Annotated in this window: 12 protein-coding genes; 7 read left to right on the top strand and 5 right to left on the bottom strand. The window is 34.9% G+C overall.

Annotated elements, in window-relative coordinates; all coding sequences use genetic code 11:
* Positions 1 to 66: 66 nt before the first annotated feature.
* A complete protein-coding gene (locus HHU12_RS07270; protein WP_169656087.1) occupies positions 67 to 2,052 on the bottom strand; it encodes an OmpA family protein in 1,986 nt (661 codons plus the stop codon).
* 272 nt (positions 2,053 to 2,324) lie between these two features.
* Here HHU12_RS07270 and HHU12_RS07265 point away from each other — a divergent pair, with 272 nt between their 5' ends.
* Entirely contained in the window at positions 2,325 to 2,465 is a 141-nt protein-coding gene (locus HHU12_RS07265; RefSeq protein ID WP_169656086.1) for a hypothetical protein, read from the top strand.
* Positions 2,466 to 2,617: 152 nt separating this feature from the next.
* Here HHU12_RS07265 and HHU12_RS07260 read toward each other — a convergent pair whose 3' ends face one another.
* The gene (locus HHU12_RS07260; RefSeq protein ID WP_169656085.1) at positions 2,618 to 12,289 is read right to left on the bottom strand and encodes a T9SS type A sorting domain-containing protein; all 9,672 of its coding nucleotides are present in this window, start codon (positions 12,287 to 12,289) and stop codon (positions 2,618 to 2,620) included.
* A gap of 267 nt (positions 12,290 to 12,556) precedes the next feature.
* Between HHU12_RS07260 and HHU12_RS07255 the strand changes: the two genes are divergently transcribed.
* The 5 genes from HHU12_RS07255 (at position 12,557) to HHU12_RS07235 (ending at position 21,884) form a co-directional block, all read left to right on the top strand.
* Positions 12,557 to 13,282, top strand: a complete 726-nt coding sequence (locus tag HHU12_RS07255; RefSeq protein ID WP_169656084.1) for a 5'-nucleotidase C-terminal domain-containing protein — start codon at positions 12,557 to 12,559, stop codon at positions 13,280 to 13,282.
* A 1-nt stretch (position 13,283) separates the two neighbouring features.
* The gene (locus HHU12_RS07250) at positions 13,284 to 14,222 is read left to right on the top strand and encodes a bifunctional metallophosphatase/5'-nucleotidase (protein WP_169656083.1); all 939 of its coding nucleotides are present in this window, start codon (positions 13,284 to 13,286) and stop codon (positions 14,220 to 14,222) included.
* Positions 14,223 to 14,226: 4 nt separating this feature from the next.
* Positions 14,227 to 15,660, top strand: a complete 1,434-nt coding sequence (locus HHU12_RS07245; protein ID WP_169656082.1) for a BCCT family transporter — start codon at positions 14,227 to 14,229, stop codon at positions 15,658 to 15,660.
* A 109-nt stretch (positions 15,661 to 15,769) separates the two neighbouring features.
* Positions 15,770 to 16,816, top strand: a complete 1,047-nt coding sequence (locus tag HHU12_RS07240) for an ArsO family NAD(P)H-dependent flavin-containing monooxygenase (protein WP_169656081.1) — start codon at positions 15,770 to 15,772, stop codon at positions 16,814 to 16,816.
* Between the two features lie 301 nt (positions 16,817 to 17,117).
* Positions 17,118 to 21,884: a glycosyl hydrolase family 18 protein gene (locus HHU12_RS07235; RefSeq protein WP_169656080.1), complete on the top strand. Its 4,767-nt coding sequence runs from the start codon at positions 17,118 to 17,120 to the stop codon at positions 21,882 to 21,884.
* 238 nt (positions 21,885 to 22,122) lie between these two features.
* On the opposite strand, the gene HHU12_RS07230 is transcribed toward HHU12_RS07235, so the two are convergent.
* Complete coding sequence (locus tag HHU12_RS07230) at positions 22,123 to 23,979, bottom strand: amidohydrolase (RefSeq protein ID WP_169656079.1); 1,857 nt, start codon at positions 23,977 to 23,979, stop codon at positions 22,123 to 22,125.
* Between the two features lie 251 nt (positions 23,980 to 24,230).
* On the opposite strand from HHU12_RS07230, the gene HHU12_RS07225 reads away from it, so the two are divergent.
* Positions 24,231 to 24,647, top strand: coding sequence for a DUF1761 domain-containing protein (locus HHU12_RS07225; RefSeq protein WP_169656078.1), 417 nt, complete (start codon positions 24,231 to 24,233; stop codon positions 24,645 to 24,647).
* Between the two features lie 69 nt (positions 24,648 to 24,716).
* Here HHU12_RS07225 and secG read toward each other — a convergent pair whose 3' ends face one another.
* Positions 24,717 to 25,076 carry a preprotein translocase subunit SecG gene (secG, locus tag HHU12_RS07220; RefSeq protein ID WP_169656077.1) on the bottom strand — a complete coding sequence of 120 codons (360 nt, stop codon included), beginning with the start codon at positions 25,074 to 25,076 and terminating at the stop codon, positions 24,717 to 24,719.
* A 31-nt stretch (positions 25,077 to 25,107) separates the two neighbouring features.
* Positions 25,108 to 26,430: a hypothetical protein gene (locus tag HHU12_RS07215; protein WP_169656076.1), complete on the bottom strand. Its 1,323-nt coding sequence runs from the start codon at positions 26,428 to 26,430 to the stop codon at positions 25,108 to 25,110.
* Between the last annotated feature and the right edge of the window lie 49 nt (positions 26,431 to 26,479).

Genomic DNA, 26,479 nt, shown 5'->3' with positions numbered 1-26,479 from the left:
TTCTATTTTTTTTAATTTTTCACGAAGATAACGGATCATTTTCTTTGATCAACAAAATAGGTAGAATTAGTTTTTAATGACCTTGAATTCCGTTCTCCTATTTTGAGCCTTCCCTTCTTCTGTTTTATTATCTGCTACAGGGTTTTCCTCTCCAAACCCTTTACTAATAAGGCGTTCTTTGGAAATACCAGCATCAATCAGATAGGCAACAATAGCATCCGCTCTTTTTTGAGAAAGCATCATATTGATGTCATAATCTCCAGTATTATCAGTATAGCCTTCAATTTGAATCACGACATTAGAATTTACCTTTAAGAAGGATAAAACATTTTCAAGTTCGTTGTAAGAAGACTTCTTTATTTTACTTGAGTTGGTATCGAAAAAGATATTTTTTAATGTGATGTTGTGGTTTAACTCAATAGAGTCAAGATAGAGCGTATAATCAGTCTTTAATGAGTCGATATGTACTTTCAGAGAGAAGAGGTCGTATCCTTTTTTGACAATATTGACTCCAAAAGTATGGTCATTGGGGATTGCATTAATTTTAGCAACACCATTTGTATCTGATACTATTCTCCTCAATACAATATTTTCTGGGAAAGTATAAATCGTAATCTTGGCACCTGATAATTGACTAGAATCTTTTTTGCTAAGAATATGCAACTGAGTATTTAGTAAATTTTCATCCAATATAGAATCTAAAGTATGGAATTGAGGTTCTGATACGACCATAGGTTCTTCCTCCTCCATTTTTTCTTTTTGATAAGAAGAAGAATAAATATCAAAACCACCTTTTCCTCCAGGTCTATTCGAGCTAAATAAAATCAAGCTTCCATCGTCATTAGTACTTGGTGTTTTTTCATCATAAGCTGAATTAATAGGCATTGGTAAGCCAAAAGGTTTTGACCAGCTATGATCACCGGTTTTGACAGATTGGAAAATATCATATCCGCCAATACTATTCGGACCGTCAGAAGAGAAATACAGCGTATCTCCATTCGCTGAAAAATAAGGATCTATTTCATTCCCTTTAGAATTTATTTTCTCTAATAAAATTGGGTCCACCCATTTCTTCCCATTTCTTTTTGTATAGTAAAGGTTGAACACTCCATCTTTTCTTTTTGAAGAGAAATAAAATGCTTTTCCATCAGGAGTAAAGGTCCCTCCAATTACTTGATAAAAGTAATTATTGATGGGAGAGGGTAATTTCTTTTTATGATTGGGAAGCTTAGTGTCTTTCGTTAAATCAATTTTAGCATAATAGAGTCTGCCCACACTGAAACCATGGTAAATGACCATTGTCTTACCTGACTTTGAAATAGATGAAATACCACTATTACCTCGTATATTAATACTCCTGTTGTTCAGAATTTTCCCTTTTTGAAATTCTCCGTCTTTAAAAAATGAGTAATAAATATTTATACTTTCTTCATTGATACTGCTCATTGATTTTTTATTGGAAGAAAAGAAAAGCTGAGAAGTATTAGGAATGAATAACGGGGAGAATTCATCCTCTTCAGAATTCAAACTGTCAATTGTGTTGATTTGATATTGTTCATTTTTTGAAGAAAGCATTACGTTGGCATGTTGGAACAACTGTTCTACATATTTTTTATCTGGTGAAGCAGTAGGGGTGTACTGCTCCAAATATTTTTGGTAGAAGACTAAAGCTTTTTCGGGGTTTTCTAAATAATGATTTACTCTTGCATTAAGATAAAGAACAGGCAAAGTAGATTTTAACTGATAAGCTTTTGTAGCAAAAGAGTCAGCTAAGGTAAGGTTGCCCTTCTGAAGGTTACAATATCCTAATTTGTAATTGACATCACTGATATTGGAACAAAAAGCATTTACTTTTTCATAATAGAGGATCGCACTGTCTAGGCTGTTGTATTCATTCAACCAATTCTCAGCAATTTTGAAATTTTGCTTCGCTGTATGTAAAGCATTTCCTTTATCTGGAAAAAAGGTTTTAGTCAAAGTAGAATCATTTTGACTGAAAACAGATAAAGAGCAACTGATTAATAATGAAACAAGACAGAGAATTCTCAACATATTAGAGTAGATGATGTGATTTAATTTTCATTCAATAATAAATATAATTCTCTTTTTTAAGAAAGTTAATATTCTACTCTTGAAATAGGAACAAAAAATAGAAATGAGTAGAAAATGAAGAATTATCAGATTGGGATAAAGGGTGTGAATTGAACTATTTGAAGATAATGGTTGTATTATTCAATTAATTAGTAGAAAAACTTATATTATTTTGTCTTTTACCCGTTCCTAATTGTTATAAAGTTGATAGTAAATTAAAAAATAATTTTTCCATGAAAGCATTAATAAAAATTTTAGCATTGATATTCTTAATCGGTTTATTCTCAATGTTGAATGCGATGCATAGTGGTGAAGAAAGAGATATTACTGTCAAAGCAAATAAATCATCAATTGATGTGATTTCTGTAGAATAATCCATTATCAAATAATAGAATCATAACTCAATACTGTTTTCTGTAATATAATTAAAGTCCTAGATGCATATGGCTCGCAGCTAGGACTTCTTTTTTAGTCTAAAGTTGAAGCAGTAGGACTATCTTTTGGATAGAACTACTGCTTTTCTTTTTTAATGGGCAATCAGTACTTTATGATAAGAAGTAAGACCATTTTTCTGCACTAATTCTAGTAAATAAATACCATTGTTCAGTGTTTTTGTAGGTACTTCGTAACTGTTTTGATTTTGAGTGAAATCAACATTTACCTTCGTGCCTGAAGTTGTAATCAAGCTGATTTTATCAACCTGTATAAAGGCATCAAATGAGATATTCAGCAATTGATTTGCAGGTTGAGGATACAAGCTGATCAACTCTTGCAGTTCCTCGTCAAGGTTGGTGATGATTTCAGAAGGAAGAACATTGATCATATTTGACACTTCTGAACAGCCAGATTCATTGACTACCTCAACAGTGTAATTACCACTCACACGTTTTGGAATAATTGATCCACTTTCTTCTATCAGCTGACCATCTACATACCAGAAATATTGAAGATCATTATTAACAGTCTCAACTGTTAAAGAATCACCTGTGTTGATGATCGATGGAGAAGCAATAGGCGTTGAAACTCTAACTTCAATACTGTCAGAGAATGAAGTACACCCTTCAGAATTCTGAATTTTCACCGAGTATTTACCTGCTTCATGCACACTCACTACCGCCGTATTAAGTAAAGGAAGTAGTTCGTCGCCTTTATACCATATATAAGTAAGGTCAGCAGTACTGCTCAATGCTTCAATCTGTACATCAATATCCTCACCTTCACAGAACCATTCGTTTGAGTTGGTCTGAATGCTGACATTCAAATCATTTCCACAGTTAATACCAATGCTGATTTGTGCAGTTTGAATAGAAAGGTCTGTCCAGTAAGGGTGAGATACGAAACATGTATATACCCCTGCATCTGCATTTTTCATATCTACAAGATTGATATCTTTAGTTTGAAGTGTGTCAATGATTACACCATCTTTAAACCAGATATAAATCAAGTCTTCATCTTCAAAGTTGTGCGAGAAACTATAATTTTCTCCTTGAATCATCGCTACGTTTTCATACACAACATCATAACGTTGTGGTGAATAATTCAAGAACTCTTTTTGGAAATTCACAAGGTCATTATAGAACAATTTATTATCGGCTACATTCAGAATGATTGTATTCGAAATACTGTCCAATGAAGAAATTGAATTTGTATACAACAGAAGCTCCTCTACACTTTCAGGAAGTTGAGTTGTCCATTCCGTTAAGTTGTTTCTTGAGAAATCTAGTTTCTTCAATGAGATCAACAGACTGAAATCAGTAGTAATGCTTTCGATATTATTTCCAGCGAATGACAGGTCAATGAGGTTGAATAAACTGTTGAATTCAGCACCGATTGAACTGATATTATTGTCATCCATAATCAGGTACCTTAAGCTGAAATTGCCTGTGATGTCTGGAATATTAGAAAGGTTATTTAAACTCAACCACAGCGTTGTCAGGTTGCTCAATTTACTCAATCCACTAACATCATCATCAAATAGATTATTATCTGATAAATCAAGGTATTCTAGTGTATTGATGTTCCAAAGACTGTCACTGATATGCGAAATATTACTGTTGTATAATTTCAATGTTTCTAAGTCATCAAACTGAGCAATCAAGTTTGGCAGTGAATCCGTGCCGTTCAACTCATGCAAGAACAAAGCAGTGATGTGACCGTCAAGGTTATATTCCATTCTTGGCCAATCAATAATTCTTTCATTGTCATCAAAATCAACACTCATTCTAGTGAAAAGCTGATGTAGAGCTATTGAATCCGCTTCAGAGATCAAGCTTTGGTAGTTTAATGTTATTTCACCGATTGTCAGTTTCAACTCATCCCAAGGGGTAGAAGGAGCACTTTCAACCAATTGATAAACACCTTCTTTAGAAGGGTCAAATGAGAATACTTCAAGTAAAGCATTATTGGCTTTGCTCAATGTATCACCCTTAAATACCCAGGCGTACTCTCTTGTGTTATCTGATGCATATTCCTTAGAGAATTCATCGTACTGAATCACAAAATGACTTTCCGTAAATGGAGGTGTCAATTGTGGAGTATAGCTAGTGATACCAATTAATGCATCAATAGTGGCTAAATCCTCAAAGTCAAGGTGATTGTTTTCGATATTTAATGCCGTCAAGTAAGCAAAAGAACCTAATTGTGAAGGCAGACTGCTTAGTAGGTTAGCGTCATCGTTATTAATACCGAATTGAGCTAAGTTTAAAGCTGTAACTCTACCATAATTATCAATATCAATTCTGTCAGGCATCCATGTTCTGAACTCAGTAGAAGGGTCATAAGCGGTATGACCAATTTCTGTAAACATCTGATGTAAAAGCAATGAATCTTCTTGTCCTAAAGTGAAAATTAAATCAACTTGTTTAGTAAGAATATTCAAGTCACTTACATTATTTGATGTGACATTTAATCTATAACTGCCTGCATTTTGACTTTCCATAAATGGAATTGCTAAAGCAGATGTTTGGCTCACTTGAGAAGAATCACTGACTTTAATCCAACTATAATTTAAGGTTTGATCATTGAGGTCTCCATCATAAGTAAAGCTAGCACCATAAGTAACTGTGTCGGTTAGTGTATCATAACCGCTGTAAGTTTGTATAGCGTAACTGCTGATGAATGCATTATTTGCCGTGATTTCATCAAAGAACAGGTAGTTACTGTCTAAATTGAATAATGTATTTTGAGAATTGTTATTAATGTATCCTGTAAGATCAATATCCTCCAATTGATTATCAGCGAAGTTGGCAGTCTCTAAATAATTGAATGACGCAACATCCGCTGGAATACTAGACAACATTCTGCTTGATAAATCTAATGAAATTACTCTACCGTAATCATCAATTTTTGTTGCAATGCTATCATTATTAGGATCAAGCCATTCTCTCATTTCAAGGCTTTGATCCGGCGTAATTCCCAAATCAACAAAAAGATTATATAAGGCTACTGAATCTTCCTGTCCCAAAGTAAATCCAAGGTTAACTCTTGCTACCTCAATTGAAAGGTTAGCAACATCGTTAGAAGTTACATTTAGAATATAACTGTCTGCAAATGTCGGATCCATAAATAACACTTCAAACAATGCAGGAGACGATAATATAGAATTATCACTTTCTTTGGTCCACGTATAATTCAATGTTAAACCAGGTATAGTGCCATCAAAACTGTAAGAATCACCATATGTAATAATATCATTTTCAGTGGTGAAACTATCATAGGTTTGTATATCGTAACTGCTAATAAAATCAATATTACTAAAGATGTCATCAAAGAATAATTGATTGTCATCTACTTTGAATTGAATTTTTTCACCTCTGATATTGATGTACGTACTTAATGTGATATCCTGTAAGTTGTTATCAGAAATATCTACATTTTCTAAATAATTAAGAGAAGCAACATCCGAAGGAATAGAAGCAAGGTCATAACCTGCTAAATCCAATACTTTAACTCTACCATATTCATCTATTTCTGTATCTGCATCTAACCATTGTCTCATGTTCTGAGTAAGGTCAGGTGTAGCACCAATTTCAACTAATATGTTATAAAGTGTAACAGAGTCTTCACGGCCTAGAGAGTATTCAAAAGTATAATCTGCTACTTTGATTTCTAAACCATCATAATTATTGTGAGCTAATATTAACTCAAGCTTCTTGTTATTGTATGATTCATTTTCACTAGGAACTGTGTAAGAGTTGCCTGTAAAACTTGCATCAAGGCTACCATCATAGTACCAGTTATAAATAAGGTCTGTTTCACCTGTATAACTACTAAAGTCTTGGACAAAAGTAGAATCTTCACCTCTATAAATCTTAGATGTTTCAGCAGTAAAAATATAAGTTTGAGAAGTTCCTAATGTAATATTTACAGGAGATTCCATACCTGCAAAACCAGCAACTAAGGCATCGATGTCATCAAAGAATAGTTGGTTGGTACTTACATTTAGTTCATCAAGAGCTGTGAAATTATGGATCTCAGATGGAACGCTTGTGAGGTTTAAATTACTGATATTAATTTCCTTTACATATCCAAATTGATCAATTTTAAAATCATTTGGATCAGCCCAATCACGCATATTATCTGCCATAGAGATTGATTCATAACCACCAAGAGCTGTTAAGAAATTAAAGAGTATTGTTTTCTCTACCTCTCCGTCTTCTATGGTTGCACTTAAAGCAAATTCTAATTCAGGTACACTGTTTAGATTGGTAAAACCACCCGTATTTTCAATTGTAATGATATAATTATGAGAGCCTTCAGCTTTACTAGAATAATCAAATGTAAAGGTATACTCTCCGCTTTCTTCTGCATTAATCGTGATTACTTCACCAGGATCATCTACATTTACAACTGAAATAGCATCAAATGAGTATGTATTTCCAGTATTGAAAGTATAAAATGCCTGAGAGAGATCTCTCTTAAAGTTAAAGCTATAAGAATCAAACGGTGAAGCAGGAGTAGTGTATTCTAAGTTATAATCAAAGTCACCCTCACCATAGACACTTAAATCAGAAAAATCTAAATAATTATCTTCTAGTGTTACAGTATCTAAATACTCCATGCCTAATACAGGCACATTTAATAACTCAGTGTCAGTTAAGATGATTTCTTCGCCTTCTGAACTAGGTGTAATAACAGGAGAGAGCTGTGCAAAGCTTACACCGCTGATATTTTTATTACTAAAATCAATACTTAGAACTCGCCCTTCGCCATTTAGAACAATGTAATCAGCAAGACCTTTCAAAGATGACACTGTACCATTATTAAATAGTGAAGTAATACTATCAGCTTCCCATCCAAACTCAGTGAAAACACTTCCATCATTGATGAATTCTAATTCATTGATGAAATTAACTAAAGGTTCTCTGTCCACTTCATGGATATATCCACTAGGAATATTCAAGAAAGTAATAGGTACTTTTGTAGTTTCAGAATTTGTAACGGAATCATGTTCTAAAGCAATTGAGAATTCCACATTTTGATAGAGATTTGTGTTTAGGTCTGGAAAAGCACTCTTAGGGAAAGAATATGCTCTTACTTTTGTACCTCCTCTATCTAATTCAACTGATGTAACTTGAGTTCCTGTACTTATTGAATCTGTATTGAAATAGACATTCAATTGCTCATCATTATAAATAGTATCTCTTGTAGCAGAAAGCGTATTGACTGAAATCAAGAGGTATATTGAATCTTCATCAGATCTGATTGTATTAGTACGAACAAAAGAATCATCAGGCAACTGTTTTTCTCGGTGTAAGACTGTTGGCTGTTGTGCTAATAAAGCAAAGTTGCCAATTAAATCATTATAAACAGGGTTAACTAGAAATATTGTATCACCAATACTATTAAAGTTCCCAAATGAAATAGAATTATCAAATACAGGTTTATTATAACCAAATTCTTTCCAATTAACTTCTAATTCAGTTACTTGATCTAGGTTACCTCTAATTGAAGTAACATTATTAAGCGAAAGGATCTTTTCTGGAGACTCTAGAGAATAACCGTCTTTATTTATTTTTATATAATCTCCATCGTGTTCGATAGTAGTTAGATTGTCATTTGAATTATTGAAAGTTAAACTCTTACCTACAGTAAAGCTGTTATTGAAATTAACAGTTTCATAATCATTGATGATAAGACTAAGGAAGTTGTCAGGTGTAGAAAGCTCTTCGACAACAGGTTCAACTTCACTAGGGATATATTCAGTAGTGTATATGTTTAATATATCAGTATCATCATTTGCGTTACCATTTATTGTTACATAGCCTAGGCTGTTAATGACAGCATTCGATGCCATTGAAAAACCATTGTTGAAGTTAATTCCTAATTGCCCTTGACTTTGGATAGAACCATTATCACTAATAGAAATTGGGACATTAACGTTAATAACACGGTCGTCATCAGTATCTAATTCATTAAATGTCAGGTTGGATACTGATAGCGTTTCAGATCCTGAAATAATATCACCATAAAATGAAAATTGACTACTAGCATCATCGAAAAGGGTACCGTTCCAATTTATATCTCTATGGATTTCTAAATATGAAGATCCTGACATATAGATTTCACCGTTGATATTAATCGTTGGGTTTGATGCATTTTTAAATTCAAAAATAGGCTCTTCACCTCCAGAATAATTTTCAACATCATCTAAAATCATTGTAGAATAATCTGAAAGTGATATCGAACAGTTGTCATCAATTATTAAATTACTACATACAAATAATACTGGTCCATTGTAATCATCAAGGTTTAAGTCACCATAAACATTTTCACCTTCAACATCTCTTGAAGTAATTTTTACAGCTTTAGTACTTGTAATACCGCCAATGATGATTGGTTCTTGAATTTCAACATTAAACTCACCTACAGTAGGTTCACCTCCTTCACCAAGATAACCAGATGTTTGAACTGAGACATCATGACGTATAACAACACTATCATTACTTGATGGAGTATCATAAATATCCCAAGTCTCATCGTAATCCCATTGACCATCAGTGATGGAATGGAAAAGTTTTTGGTCTTTTAAAGAAGTTAAGATTAAATCTATAGTATTCGAAGTTAGAGTAAGGTCAATAGAAATTGAATCATTTACGAAACTATGACCAGATAAAAGTGATTGATTTTCAAGGAAATTATCACGGAGCACAAAGTTATAATCTGTTAGTTCATCAATGTAATAAGGAATTGCACCATCTAATGGTGTTTTGGCAGTGGCTGATAACTGATCTAAATTTTCAAAGTCTATATGCCAAATTCTATTTTTATAACCATAATAATTTATATCATCGATAAAGAATTCCTCATCTGATCCAAAATAGTTATTAGGATAAATTTTTATTTTACTATCTCCTTCTGCTGCACTAGGGTAGGTTGGAGTAACATCGACAAGAGATAAAGGTAGATTGAAGTAATTACTAATTACTTCGTAACCAACACCAACTAAAAATGGAATATCTACTGAAAAACTACTGGGCTCGTTTTTTAAATTTAAATAAAACTGTAAGTCAGATGATAAGTATTTAATTCCATAATCTCCTACAATTGGTTCTACATTTTCATTAATCTCTAAATCAATATTACCATCAGCATTAAAGTCAGCATTTAAAATAAGCTGATTTTTAATTGAAATATAACCATAGTAATCAGCATAATGTCTTTCATCATTAATTACAAGATTATTGAATGTGAGGTCTGATATACTTAAATAAACATTATCATTATCATAAATAGGTGCGTCAATGAAAAGGTTTGCACTTTCAGTATTTATATAATCATTTTCACCATCTGCTGAAATTTGGTGGCGTACATGAAGATCGCCATTTACTGAAAGGTCTCCTGAATAATTGTAGAAAGTAAGATTAGGGATAGAGACTTCGATTAAATCAACATTCATATCATGCTCTTCTCCATAAATTTCAAGAGTAGCGTACTCATAATCATTTTCTAAAGCATCGTAAGTAAATGTAATATTGTTAGCGGCACTATTTTTCCAATTACCTCCTATACTAAAATATCCACTTTCATTAATTGTTATGAGTCCATCGTTTACAAAAATTCGAGGGTCATTGTCATATTGAATGAAGATAAAAAGTGCTCCTGTGAAATCAGTTTGATTATCACTTCCTATGAAGATTTGTGCACCGGTATTATTGGCACCTGCCTGAAATTCGAATAGAGATTTGTTGCCAATATTCAAAGTACCACTATTAGTAAATTCATCAACCTTGGTTGTTGTTGTACTGCCTTCAGGAATAGTTAAATTACCAGTTGTTGCAATTTCAAATTTAGAGGCTTGTATATTTATGTTGTCATCTTTAGTTACAATATTATTGATTTTGATGACATCACTGTCAAGGCCTAAAGGTATAAATCCGTTTTTCCAAGTTGTAGTAGAGGACCAATTACCATCGTTTTCAGTTTGATATTGGAAAGTATATTCAGTAATGTAATTATTTGAAGTCGAGATGAATAAGTTAGAATATAAGCCAATGTCTGCACCAAATTGCGTAGCATTTTCAATACCAGCTATAACATCAACTTGATTTAAATTGAGGATGTCAGATTCGAAGTTATAATCTATTTTAAAAAGAGTTTGGAGATCTCTTGATAAACCAAATAAACCATAATCACTAGGAGAGAAAATAAAATTTTGATTAGCTCCAGGAGAAGAATTAGGTTTTGTCACAGTTGCTAAAGGTGTAATAGGTAGACTAAATGAGCCTGTTGAAGCTGGAAAAGTACTACGGAATGAATGTATTACTTCATCATTTTCATAAGTGACAAGAATAACAAAATCATCTCCATTTTCTATAATTTCTACATCATTAATTACATCTGTGAAAGTGGTCACACTTGCCAAAGACATTTCCTTTGAATAAGTGTTTTCATGGTAAATGGCTAATTCATCTTCTGTCCAAACCAATACAGAGCTGTTGTCACTAAAATACTTAACTCCACCAGATTGTGAATTTGTACCAGCAAAGTTAATAAGAGTATTTGTAGAAATATCTTGAAGCTCTAAACCTTGATCTGTTGCAATCGCAATATTACCTCCTAGGTCAAAGCTTCTACCAAAACCTGATACAGGGTTAATTGGAGTATAAATTTTATTTTTATCCCATAAAGTGCCTTCAGCTTCGAATAACTCCATTGAGAGGTTATAAGTTTCGATTACACCTTGGTAAAAATATTGGTCTTCAAAACCTAGTAAAAGTTGTTGATTGTCGTTATTGAACTCTATTGCTGAAATTGTTCTTGATAACGTTGTTTCTTCAGTTGGTATTTCACTCTTGTATGAGCCTGAAAATTGTTGAAGATAAGGTGCAGAACTAGCGATGAAATCTTCGAAAGTAGGAAAAGGAGTGTCAAACAACACAAATCTTTCTTCTTCCCAATTTTCATATACATAATATAAATAGTGATCAGATTCGCCGTCATTATAAGATGCTTCATATACAGGGTTGTCTGCATTTGGGTAGACATCAATAGCTCCATCTCCAATAGATTCTATCTCTGTATATATATCTTCACCAGTATCTTTATCTTTAGCTCTTGTTAAAGTGTAAGTTGTTCCACCGTCTGTGTGAATTAATAAATTTTCTGTACCGAAAACAATTCTACTATTAAATGGAAGGTACTGACTAAAATCAGGATCATATTCTCCAAATTCATTGATACTCTTTTGATAAAAGATAGGGAATTGATCAGGAGATTTGAAGTGAATATATTCTCCAATTGAATTATGATAGATCCTGTAATACCAATCTGTACCATCATAACCTATCATTACAGGAAATTCTGTTGATTCGTTATAATCAAAAAATTCGACTTCCATTTCATCTCTGACCGTGTATTTGTAGTCACTTTCAACAAAGTTAATATCTGTGGAACCACCTTCGTCATTTACTCTTAACGTGATAGTTTGTGCTTTGTATTTGGTATAATCCGAACTTGTATTTAGAAGTTCAAAATCACCATTACTGTTCCTTTGGTAGGTGAAAACTTTTTGGTCATTATGCGTAATGATCAAGTCGTCTGAATTGGAGTAAAGAATTTTATTTCCAAATGCTGACTCTTCTCCAGCAGGTGCCGTCAGCCGTCCATTTTGTTTTTCTATGATAACATCTTGTGCATTAACACTGAAGCATAAAAACGTGAAAAGAGCAATAAAAAAGAAATGTATCTTATTCGTCATGTTAGTTATGATCTGATGAATTTAAATTGTAGCTCGTTTTTGTTAACGATTATTATAAAATGAATGTTACGCAAAATACTATTTAAGATTCTATAATCATATCAATCTGGGTAAAAATTGCATTGAGAGAAGAAGAAAAGTCAAATAAATGTTAAAATTGAATGATTTTGCTCATTTTTAAATCAATTATCAAATCCATTTTGATAAACCTGTTCAACTATTCTATTTTTATCGGTCGTTAAATATTTTAATATCTCAATGTTCAAAATGAACAAATTTTACCAATTCTTAATCGTAACGTTTCTTCTAGCAGGGTGCAAAACCGAGAAGCAAAACCTTACACAAATAACATATCAACCAACTTCTGTTGATAACACAATTGCTCCTGATGATTCACTCACCAATCTAGTAAAACCCTATAAGGAAAAATTGGATAAAAAGATGAATCAAGTGCTTTCGTCTACATCTATAGATCTTGTGATTTGGGGAGGTGTCAATACATTAGGGAATTTTGTATGTGATGCCACAAAAGAGTATGTTGAAAATCACACTGATACCAAGGTGGATATCTGCTTGATGAATAATGGTGGCTTGCGGTCAAATATCTTTAAAGGAGATATCACTACACGTCATATTTATAAATTAATGCCTTTTGATAATCAGTTGATTACTATAAAGTTAAAAGGAGAGTTGATGTTGGGCTTAATCAACATGGTAGCGAAGAATAAAGAAGCAACTTCTGGTTTGGTAGTGAAGCTAAATAAAGATGAAATCGTAGAAGCGAAGATCAATGGAACTGATTTTGATCCTCATAAAGAATATACAATTTTGACTTCTGACTACCTTTATCATGGAGGTGATAATATGACTTTCTTGGAAAATGGAACGGGTTTTATGGATCATGAGTTGATGATCAGAGATGTACTTTTAGAATATTGTAAATCAAAACCCAACGGCATAATTGTAGATAATAAACCAAGGATTATTGAATAAAATGGAGAACAATAGAAGAGAATTTATCAAAGTAATGGCTAAAGGTTCTGCATTAAGTGCCTTAGGTTTATTGATGCCAGTTTCATGGGCTTCGGCAGATCAAAAGCCTGTGAAAATTACTATTTTACATACCAATGATACTCATAGTCAGATCGAACCTTTCCCTGAAAATCATAAAAGATATGGTGGTTTAGGTGGTGTTGCGAAGCGAAAAACTTTAGTAGAAAAGGTGAGGAGTGAGGAGGAAAATGTATTATTATTGGATGCTGGAGATATTTTTCAAGGAACGCCTTATTTTAACTTTTTCAAGGGTGAAATAGAGTTTAAAGCCATGTCTGATATGAAATATGATGCGGCGACGATGGGAAATCATGACTTTGATAATACGATTGATGGTTTTTCTGAGATGTTGCCTCATGCTGATTTTGATTTTTTGGTTAGTAATTACGATTTGAAGAATACCTCAGCAGATGGAAAGACAAAACCTTATAAAATCTTTGAAAAAGGAGGGGTTAAAATTGGTGTTTTCGGTGTTGGTATTAAGTTAGAAGGACTAGTTTCTAAAACATGTTATAAAGAAACGGTTTACCAAGATGCCATCGAAAAAGCACAGGAAATGACCAAGTTATTGAAGCAGGAAAAGAACTGTGATCTTGTAATCTGCCTATCTCATTTAGGTTTTAAAGCGTTTCATGAAGGAGACTATTCTGATTTGATTTTAGCAGAGAAAACAAAAGATATAGATGTGATTATTGGAGGTCACTCACATACATTCCTAGATGAACCTGTGGTAAAGAAAAATGCAGTGGATAAGGATGTATTAATCACTCAGGTTGGATATGCAGGAATCAAATTAGGACGATTGGATTTCTATTTTAATCAAAAAACAAAAGAAAAACTAGCTTATAATACTGATGCTTTTAACAGTTACTTAGTCTGATTGTATGAAAGTTACTTTTAATCATTTAAGTCTGACTTTAAGTATTGCGGTAGCACTGCTGTTTTTTATTTTTCCAGCTCAAAGCATTGAGTTTGTAAACAATGTTGTAGGATTGTTGTTATCAACCTTTGATTCCTTCTTTTTATTGGTAATTACATCAATCCTTTTGCTTTGTCTATTATTAATCATCTCTCCATATGGAAATATAAAATTGGGGAATTCGAGTCCAGAATTCTCCAATTTATCTTGGTTCTCTATGCTATTTGCTGCTGGAATGGGATCAGGTTTGATATTTTGGGGTGTTGCTGAACCTGTTTTCCATCTGAAATCTCCTTTAAATCCAAACCGTGACATAATTACCGCATTGAGCCTAACCAATTTCCACTGGGGACTTCACGCTTGGGGAATTTATGCATTTTCAGGTTTAATCATTGCGTGGTTTACTTATAATAAAGGCCGAAAAATGACAATTTCTTACACCTTAACTCCCAAAGTTGGCGTTTTAATGAGAAGTGTAGATGTTTTGGCCGTTTTTTCAATTTTGTTCGGAGTTTCTGGAACATTGGCCAATTCAATTGCTTTAATACAAACTGGGTTGAATTCTATTTTTGAAAGTATAGAGTTTGGACTGAAATTTAGAATTGTCCTTCTACTGTTTATCGCGATTATTTTTACGCTTTCGTCACTTTCAGGTTTAAAAAAAGGAGTGCAGTTACTGAGTAATTTTAATGTGTTATTAGCTTCAGTCTTATTGCTTATTGTCATACTAACAGTAGGTGTAATTCCTCTTTTGAATTTATTTTTAGAGGAGTTTATTGACTATATATTCATCCTCCCTGAAGTTTCTTTTTCAATCAATCCAGAAAATACCGAATGGTCAAGAAGCTGGACAATCATTTATTTACTTTGGTGGGTGGCTTGGGCACCTTTTACAGGGTTGTTTATTGCTCGTATTTCCAAAGGAAGAACGATTAGGGAATTTTTATTGGGTGTAATCGGTGTCCCTACATTACTCTCTATGATTTGGTTTGTAGCTTTTGGAGGAGGAAGTAGCATTGTTAACAATTATGCTCAGATACAGGCAGTGGTCATGGAAGATTACACACAAGGGATATTTACTTTTTTCACCTCATTTCAATACCCTATACTTCTTTCATTATTGGCAATTATCCTATTGATCACTTTTGTGATTACAAGTGCAGATTCAGCAGTTTACGTCACTGCATTGTTGACGGAAGAGGAGTCGAAAGCCAATAAGATGATATGGAGTTTGGTTATGGTGGGCATCACGTTAGCTTTGATTTATGAAAACAATGTAGACCTGAATAAAGTAGTAGCAATAGCAGGAGCAATTCCATTTATATTTTTGTTGATTTTACAAGGTATCTCTTTTGTTTATAGTTTGATCAAGGCGAATGAAGATATAAGAAAAAAGTGATGATTATCACTTAATTTAAAATTGTTATTAAAATGAATGGGTGTAACATGTTATAAATGTGTTTATTTTGTGTTTATAACAATGTGATTGGTAATGCACACGATAGGGAATGGAGATATTTGATGTAATTATTATTGGAGGAGGACAAGCAGGATTGTCAGTGGCTTATTTTTTAAATAGGCATGGTTTGAAGTTTTTAATTTTAGATGATAACCAAAAAGCAGGAGGAGCATGGAATAAAGCTTGGGATTCTCTTCAATTATTTTCTCCAGGTGTTTTCTCTTCTCTCTCAGGATGGATGTTGCCACCTCCGGAAAAAGAATATCCCACCAAAAAAGAGTTTATCAGCTATCTTGAGAAATACGAGAAAAGATATGATTTTCCTGTTCAGCGACCAGTGAAAGTGGAAGATACTTTTTTTGAAGATGGACTTTACAGGATAAAAACCAATAAAGGAAAGTTTCTTACAAAAACTGTAGTTGGAGCTACAGGAACAGCATCCGGCCCCAAAATTCCTTACTACGAAGGAGTAGATTCCTTCAAAGGACAACAATTGCATTCTTCCCAGTATCAAAAACCTTCTGATATTCATGGTGATAAAATTCTGATTGTAGGCGGTGGTAATAGCGGAGCGCAATTAGTATCAGAACTAACCTTACATAAAAAAGTACAGTGGGCCACATTGTCTCCCCCTAATTTTTTACCCGAAGATGTGGATGGAAGGCATCTTTTTGAGCAAGCGAATAAAAAATACAGAGAGTACTTAAAAGGCGAAATTTCAGAAGAATCTTATTCAATTAGTGATATTGTCATGTTAGATTCGGTGAGAGATGCTAAACAAAGAGGAGTTTTAGATCATAGGCCAAGTACCTTTACTTTTACGGAAGATGGAGTAATTTGGGAAGATGGAACAGTTGAGAAATTTGATGCCGTGTTATGGTGTACGGGTTTCAAGGCGCGGCTGGATTATTTATCCTCATTGAATATTGTTGAAAACGGAAAAGTAAAAACAAAAAATACAAGTGTTGTCAATCAAAATGGTTTATGGCTGGTAGGCTTAGGCAACTGGACTGGCTATGCTTCTGCTACAATTTATGGAGTTGGAAAGACAGCAAGAAGGACTGTAGAGGAAATTGTAGCTTATATTCTTCAATAATTTTTTGCTATAGGAATGAATACCTTTTGTTGTTGCTAAAAATAAAGCTGTACCCTCATTTTGTGCTCAAAAACCTAATATTTTGGAGAATTTGTACCCTCAGGAAAATTTTAATTGTACCCATCACAAAAGTGTCTAATGAACACTTAGTACCCGGAGTTGTTTGTCTTTAAATTTGCGTAAATGGTTGTTAATGAAATAGTTTTGGAATGTAACCAGCGAGTAGGAATAATTATCCTTCAGTAATATTCCGCTTCAATGCTACTACATTAAATTATTTTTAACTATCAACTATTAAGTAATGCAAAGCTTAACTAGAAAGTTCAGGCTTGGACTTTATGCATGCCTTATTGGTATGCTCTCTTTTGCAAGCGCTTACGCTCAAATTGACAGCGGAAGCCCTTATGCTACAAGCGATCACCAAAAACAAGTCATCGGATATGTACCCAACTGGGATGCATGGAAAGGTGCAGACTTCAACATTCCGAAAGGAGCGCTTAACCACTACAACATTGATTACTCACAGTATACCATTCTTAATTTCTCTTTCTTTGGAGTGGCTGTAGATGGATCTATGCACAGTGGTGATTTGAGAAACAAGCAGATTTACCAAGAAAGTGCGATTCAAAGCCCTGCCGATTTACTACATCCGGATAAGTATTCGTCTCATGATCAGGCAATGGTACTTGGTTTTCCTCAAGAATTCTGGGGCTGGGATGAAGTGCTTTCTGAATTAGGTTATGAGCCTCACCCTGATGGAGGTTGGAAAGGATGGACTAGAACTGCTACTGGTGAAACAGGCGGTTGGCCATTGACAGAATATCCTACGCCAGGTATGATTGGTATTGCACATGAGTATGGTGTGAAAGTAATGGCCTCTATTGGTGGCTGGTCAATGTGTAAGCACTTTCCAGAAATGGCAGCGGATCCTGTTAAAAAGGCAAGATTCTTAGAAGACTGTAGAACATTGGTAGAAGATTACGGTTTTGATGGAATTGATATCGACTGGGAATACCCAGGGCCATTTGCCGGTATGAATTTCACAGGTTCTGAAGCAGATTACCACAATTTTACCCTTTTGATGCAAGACATCAGAGATGTGATCGGGCCAGATCGTTTACTGACAGCGGCGTTTAGTGCAGCTCCTGCAAAATTGCAAAATTTGGAGTGGACTGAATTAAACAAAGTAATGGACTACTACAACATGATGTCTTATGATTTTCATGGTGGATGGTCAGGTATTTCAGGTCACAATTCACCATTATATCCTTATGATGGAGAAGAGTGGGGAGATTTCTCATGGCATACTACATTCTCTTATATGCGTGATGAACTAGGTGTTGATACTGAAAAGATCAACATGGGAATGGCCTTTTATGGTAGAGGTGTCGTTGTGGAAGGTACTCCTGGCGTGAATGTGCCGACCATAAAAAAAGATGTTACTTTCTCTGTAGATGGACCAGTTTCATCAGCGGCAGATTTAAATAACTGGGGTGCTACAGAAGGTTCTCCATACTATTTCCAAGTAAAAGAAGCTTTGGCGTCTGGTGGCTGGACAAGACACTGGGATAGTCAAGCTCAGGTTCCTTATATGACGAAAGAGGCAAATGGTGTAAGCTATTTCACAAGTTATGATGATGAGGAGTCTATTGGTCTGAAGTCAAAATATATCACAGACAACAATATTGGAGGTGTGATTATCTGGACTGTATTTACAGATTGGAATGTAGGTGCAGAAACTGGAAAGGTTGGGACTTATCCGTTATGTCCTGATACGAAGCCAGAGTTAGTACATGTTGTCAATAAGGTTTTTGCAGAAAATGCAGGCCCTGTTAATCCAGCTCCGGTAGTGGCATTGACTTTACCTTCAGAAGCCATCGAGCAAACTGAATTAGCTGAAGTGTCTTTCACTTTTACAGCATCTGATGATACAGGAATTGCTTCAATTGCAGTTTTAGTCAATGGAAATAATGCAGCTTATACCACTTCTGGAAATACAAATACAGTTTCTTTCTTGCCTTCAGTGTATGGTGAACAATCTGTAGAAGTGACGGTAACAGATGATCAAGGTAAATCGACAATCAAAACGGGTACTATTACGATTACTGATCCTACAGTACCGAATATAGATCCAACAGTTTCAATTACATCACCATTAGATGGTACAAAAATTACTTCAAAAACATTAGATGCGATCGAAATCGTATTGGATGCACAAGATGAAGACGGAACAATTGCATCAACGCTTATCGCAGTAGATGGTCAAGAATTCACAGCTTCGCCAGCTTCTTGGATGCCATCAGCTTTTGGAACTTATACTATTGCAGTTACTGTGACGGATAATGAAGGCGCAACTGCTACTGCTTCTGTTTCTATTACAATTGAAGAAGAAACTACAGGTACAATAGGATGTGATGCTCCAGAATATCAAGTTTATCCTACAATCTACAACTCAGGTGATGTAGTAAGCTATAATGGAATTCTCTATGAAGCGGCTGTAAATAATTTATACAATGTGACTCCAGGTTCAGCAGAACATTGGTGGAAAGAATTAGGTCCATGTGAAGTAGGTCCAGTAGCACCATCAGTTTCTTTTAATGCACTTGCTTCTGAAACTGTAATGGTAGAAAGCTTCCCTCATACAATAGATTTGTCAACGACTAGCACTGATGAAGATGGAACAGTAGTTTCGACTGAAGTAACGGTTAATGGTGAAGTAGTAACAGGTGCAACTTTTGACATCAATGCTTATGGAGAGTATACTGTCGTGGCAACCGCTACAGATAGTGATGGTTTGACAGCAACGATTCAAGCGGTAGTAACTGTAACAGAACCTCAGCCATTAGCTCCTGAAGTGACATTAGCTTTATCAGCTTCTGGAACTGTTGAAGTAGAAACGCTTCCATACACATTTACTATTTCATCTACTTCTTCAGATCAAGACGGTACTATTACGTCAACAGAGTACACTGTCAATGGCGACTTAGTAGCAGAAGGTGATTATAGTGTTACCATTTTTGGTACATACACTGTAACAGTAACTGTAACTGACAATGATGGTTTAACAGCTTCGGATAGTAAAGTAATCACGGTTTCAGAAAAGCCAGATGTAGTAGAATGTCCTTATCCTGAATGGTCATCGACAGAGGTTTACACAGGTGGAGACAAAGTAGTTTACAATGGTGTAATTTACAGTGCAAAATGGTGGACACAAGGTAATGCTCCTGACGGTGGTGATCCTTGGTCAGATACTGGTGAAGTTTGTGGAAATGGCGGTATTGGTGATGTAGTACCAACGGTAACATTTATTCATCCATCAGGAGATACTTACACTTCGTTGACAACAATTGATATAGCAGTTGAAGCGACTGATGAAAATGGAACGGTTTCTAACGTTGTATTAACTGTGGATGGAATGACAGTCAATGCTTCTTCAACGACATTCACTCCAACAGCTTTCGGTACTTATGAAATCACAGCAACTGCAACTGATGATCAAGGTAATGTGACAACAGCTACAAAAGCGGTTCAATTCACAACTTCAGCGGTTAATGATATCAATGCAGACGGTAGTATTAATCTGACAGGCCCATTTGCGCCAGCTCCAACAGGACAACAACGTATCATTGGTTATGTTCCAACTTGGAAAGGGAGCCCTGGAGATTTGGATTATACGAAAGTTACTCACGTTAATGTATCGTTCCTTGTTTATGATACAAAAGTAGGCGGTGCTTATACAGATGCAGATTTCGCAAATGGTGAGTATACAGCTGAATCGCTTCATGTATTAGATTCATTATTGCCGATCATTGTTCCAAAAGCACATAGTGCAGGAGCTACAGTTTCAATTGCCTTAGGTGGTGCTGAAGATTATGGTTTCCTTAAAGTGATGGAAGGCTATAGAAGTAATCCAGCTTCAATTGATGCTGCAGCTGACAAATTATTAGCTTTTGTAGATAAGTATAACTTAGATGGAATTGACTTGGATATGGAATGTTTCTGGCAAGATCCTGCAATTCCGGGTACTTCAGAGCAAGGTGGTAGAACAAGAGGTACAGATAAATGGGGTGGAGAAGTAGAGCAAGGAGCTCACCCTGCCGCTTATGGATTGACTTTATTAGCGAAGAAATTAAGAGCGAAGCGTCCATCAATGCTTTTATCATCAGCTGTTTTCGCTACGCCTTGGTATGGTAATAACTATGATGCTGATTTTGTAGAATACCTTGATTGGTTAGGCTTGATGACCTATGACTTCACAGGTTCATGGAGTGATTCACCAATTGGTCCTCACTCATCATTGTATGATGTAGACAATAGTAAATACGCTAAGGCAAGTGCTGATAACCCTATTTACTCTGTAGAAACTTCATTAGAATACTGGAGTGGTAACTGGTCTACATGGCAAGGATCTGGTCATGGTGTGAATAAGAGTAAGCTGACAATTGGTGTGCCTTTCTACGGTTATGACCTATCACTGACAAAAGCTGAGGCAGGGCAGGGAGCTAATGGATTCTATTTTATCGGTTATGATGAAATTGTAAGTTTATATCCAGATGCCCCTACTTCTTATGATCCAAATGACGCCAATCAGTTAAACGGTTATGTGGGTCTTGATGGAAGAGATATTTATTTTGAAACACCAAAAGGAGCAGCTGCAAAAGTGAATTATGCAAGAAATAATGGTTTGCAAGGTACAATCATCTGGGAATTGACTTTTGATGTAGACGATCCTTCAATCAGTTTGTTGAATGCAATGAATAATGCAGCATCAAGTAGTACAAGACAAATTGCTGTAAATAATCCATTGGAAGGTGAATTATTGGAAATGACTACTTATCCAAACCCTTTCAACACAACAGCAAGCATTCAGTTGAATGTACATGAGTCTGGTAAAATGAATCTTCAATTGATCAGTTTGCAAGGTAAAGTGTTGAATACAATCATTAAGGATGTTCAGGTAGGACAGACAGTGATTGATTTGGACGGAGCCTCACTTACTTCTGGCATTTACTTAGTAAAAGTTCAAGTAGGGGAGCAGCAGATTGTGAAGAGAATTTTAAAGAAATAAATCATATCTCAATCTAATTAATAGGGTAGAAGAAAGTGAAGGTTTAGTACACTACCCACCGTACAGACTGTACGCTATTCACCGTACTGATTGTACACTATACACCGTACATTGTGTACGGTGGACAGTGTACAGGGACTACATAAGTATTAGGATTGAAAAAAATATCATTTGTCCTGGTACTTAAATAAAGAGAAGCTATTTCGCGTGATGTGAAATAGCTTCTTGTTTTTATGGCTTAATGATTATGAAGATGTTCTGGATGACCATGCTCACAACATCCTAATTCTTTTGGTAAGAATACTTTATGCTTTGAACCTGTATTTGTTAGGTTGCCATCATTTTCTTTTTGATAAGTATACTTACCATCCATGATTGTGGCATGTACTTTAATGTCCGCAATGTCTCTTAAGCCAGCTTCAAAAACATTTTCTTCTAGAATCACAAAATCTGCATATTTTCCTACTTCAATTGAACCGATTTTATCTTCCATTCTTGCTTGCCACGCAGGGTAGATGGTTACCGCTTTGATTGCCTGTTCTACTTGCATTGGCGTTTTTGTTGTTGGGAAAGGTTTTGAATTTTCGTTTTGAGGATCTTGTAAAGTGACCGCTCCTTCAACGCTGAATAGGGGATCTACAAGGTTTACAGGTGAACTAGGAACATCAGCACTAATACTTAAATTGTGTCCTTCATGAACAGGTAATTCCGTATATCTCATATAGTAATTTTCTGTTCTGTGCTTACCCATAAATTTATAAGCATCTGTAGCTTGGCCCTGCCAGTCTGAACCAAATAATGGAGTAGTATTCACTGGAATCTTCATGTCCAAAACTCTTTGATGATCGTCAGGGTGTGTCCAGAAATAATGTTGTAATACATTTCTAGCAGCAGTATTTCCTTCTTTTATTGAAGCTTCAATAGCATCAATAGTATATCTTGTTGTTGCTGTTCCATCTACGTGAGTGTGCACATCCAATCCATTTCTGTTGGATTTTAAGTGAATTTCCATCAGCTTATCTTGACCAACACCTGATACTCCCTTAGAATCAATATTGCTGAAATTTTCAAGCATCAATGAAGTGTTGCTATTCCAGTTTCCTTCAGGGTGAATTTTAATACCATGTAGTCTAAGGCGATCTGAATTATATTTCTCTTTTAATTTAAGAGCATCGGCAACGAACTCGTCCACATCGAAATCAGAATTTTTATAGACATAATTCTGGAAAGTTCTGATTTTCAACTCACCGATTTTATCTAATGAATCCAACATTTCGAAAGAATAAACCATATCCTTTTTGTAACGCTCAAAGTTCATCAAGTTAGGAGTGATTAGACCTTGGTTGATTACAGTCGTCATACCAGTTGAAGCTGATTTGTTATAAAGCACTTCTTGACTTTCTTTCATCATTTTGGCAGGGTTCCATGCTCCAGCTTTAATGTAAGCCTCCAACCAAATGATTTCAACACCTACACCTTGAGGAGAACCATCAGGATTTCTTCTCCAATACGACATCCCCGGAACGGTATCAGGAGAATCCTTAGTAACACCACCTGCTTCCAATCCTTTTGTATTGAACCACATATCATGGATAGTGAAGTCAAATATCATTGCAGGACGATCTGGGACAGCTTTATCTAGTTCTTTTGCTGTTGGCCATCCACCATAAGTATCTTTATTCCATCCATAGCCAAAAACAATTGGCTCTTCCGGATGACTATCTGCATATTCTTTGATCATTTGAAGGTAATCCTCTTTTGATTTTGCATCAAAAAGCTCAACGCCTGCTTTCATCCAATTGGAAGAAATAAGATGATCATGACCACTTACAAAGCCTGGAAGCATCATTTTGCCTCCAAGATCTACGACCTCAGTAGCTGAATTAATATAATTTTCTATTTCCTTATCATTACCAACAAAAACAATCTTATTGTCTTTTATAGCTACTGCTTCAGCCCATTTCTGTTGCTCATTAACGGTATAGATTTTACCATGAAGAAACACTTTATCTGCTTTTTCTATTTTTTCACATGAGGTGAATAAAGCGAATGGAAGAAGTCCAATAATTGCGAAGAATTGTATTAATTTTTTCATTTTTCTAGAGTTTATTATCTACTTATGGAAGGGGAAAGTAGGAGGGAAAACCCTATTGTATTTGAAAAATAATTTTATTCTCTTGAAAGTTTATTTAGTAATTCGTTGATATTTAATAAGGTAAGTGATAATTTATTATTCTATTGAATTGATAATTTAAGTACTAAGTCAAAAATAAATCATAGTTAATTCTATTTATTATTTTGATTTTGTACTTAGAATAACCACTCACTGTTTATTAAACTTTTACTATGGATTTTTCTTCAATTAATTTTTTAGCAGTATTAGTTGCTGCGTTGGTCTCGTTTGTTTTTGGAGCAATATGGTATAATCCCTCTGTTTTTGGGAAGACTTGGCAAAAAGAATTAGGGTTTACAGATGAATACTTGCAAGAGGGGAGTATGCCTAAGATTTTTGGGACAAGTTTTATTTTAATGTTAGTGATGTCATTTGGGCAAGCAATGTTAATGGCTCACGGTAATCAGGATTTTGGACTTCATAATGGGGCAATGCATGGTTTTATTATAGGTGTAATGTTTGTGGGTTGTTCCATGGGGATTAATTATCTGTACCAAAGAAGGTCTATCAAATTATGGTTGATTGATTGTGGTTATCAAATCACATTTTTAACCGTGCAAGGAGCCATAATAGGAGGGTGGCCTTTCTAAAATTAGGCAATAAAAAAACCACTCGTTGAATCAAGTGGTTTTTTTATTAATCTATATTGATTATGTGTGTTACTCAGCAGGAGCTGCTTCACTAGGAGCTTCAGCAGGAGTACCTTCTTCAGCTGGAAGAGTAGTTGGTGCCGGTGGCAATACCTCTTCTGCGTTTTCGATACTTGATGAAGTCGGTGTATTTGCTGTGTTATCTTTAGGAATGAAAACGTTCACACCGATAGATAATACAAACAAAGATACAGCTAAAATCCAAGTTGCGTTTTCAATCCAAGAAGAAGCTCTTCTTGCACCCATCATAGAGCTACTTGCAGCGCCCATGTCACCAGTAAGTCCTCCACCTTTAGAATCCTGAGCTAAAACTACCAATACAAGAAGTACAGCAATTACTAAGATCAAGATTATGAAAAAGTACATCATTGTATTATAATGTTTATAACTTTATATAACTCTAATTCTTTTGTAAGAATTCAATTCGTTCTGCAAATAAAGTAGCTTTATTTGGATTTTTCAAGATTAGATGTTGATAAATTGATATTGCTTCCTCTTTTTTTCCTTGTTTCTCCAACATTTTAGCAAAACTCTCCGTTTTGGGAGCAAAGTCGCCATTTTGGTTCACTTCTGAGAGGTCTACAACATCTTCTGAATCCTCTTCTTTTTGAGTGACTGGAGGAATTACAGGGTGCTCTTTGATAAAGTCATTGATGATTTTTTGCTGTGAAGACATGGTTGACTCAGGATTAAACTGAGTGTGATCAATCACATTAGAATCGTCCATTTCTTTTACACTTTCCTCGTAACTGTTTTCTTCCGTTACATCATCCGGTAAGCTGATATCGTAAACAGGAATTGAAGTGCCATTAAATGATAAATCAGCTTCTACGTCTTCTACTGAATACTTTGAAGCATTTTTACTGAAATCTAAAAGATCAGCATCCACTTCACCGTCTTGTGACAGTTCATCAATGATTTCAGACTCTTTTTTCTTTTTGGTATCTAAAAAGCCCTGAAAGCGATCCATCATCTCATCTGAGGTAATACCGAGAGTACTATCTTCTTCAATATCTTCAATGATAATTTCTTGAGGAGCACTTTCTTCTTCTTCCTCTACTACATTTACTGCATTGTTTATGTCGTCAGCATCATTAGTATCATCTGTTGTATCAGGAGTATTCATTCTTGAAAGCTCAGCTAATACTTCATCTGCAATTGATGTTGAAACTGTAGTTTCAGTAGGATCTGAAGGAGTATCTATTTCTTCACTTGCTGCTAAATCACTCAGTATTTGTTCTTCTAAATTGTCTTCGTGTGAAGTGTTGAGTGACTGTATTTCTTTTTCAATAGGAGTTAGATCAGGTTCGTTATCAGCTTCTTCTATCTCCGGTGTTTCAATTGTAGTTTCTTCTGTGGTTTGCTCAGCAAGAACTGTTTCTTCTTCCGTTTCTATTTCAGAAGGAGTACTTATTACCTGTTCTGATGATAACGTATCTAATAATTCCGTCTCATCTCTCTCAAATTCAATTCCACTTGTATTAGGTAAATTGATGTTATTATCAAAATCAGTATCTAAAAAGGCTTGTAATGAAGGCCTGTGTGATACATAAGCAGCCGCACTTTTTACCACTTTATCGTTACCTTTTTCGGCTTTAGCCAACAAAACTCTCAAAGCTGCAAAATAAGGATAAGCAGCAATAGCTTTTTTGATTTCTTCCGCATCGTCACTTGTAATGGCAGAAGGATTTTGTAACCAATTTTTTATTAATATATGATTCACGTTTTAAGAGTAAGCTCGAAGTGGGGGATAAAAATATAATTGGATATAA

This window comes from Flammeovirga aprica JL-4 (assembly GCF_012844305.1).
In the GTDB taxonomy this organism is placed as follows: domain Bacteria; phylum Bacteroidota; class Bacteroidia; order Cytophagales; family Flammeovirgaceae; genus Flammeovirga; species Flammeovirga aprica.
The sequence above is the reverse complement of the archived record's forward strand: the minus strand, read 5'-3'. Positions and strand labels throughout refer to the sequence as shown.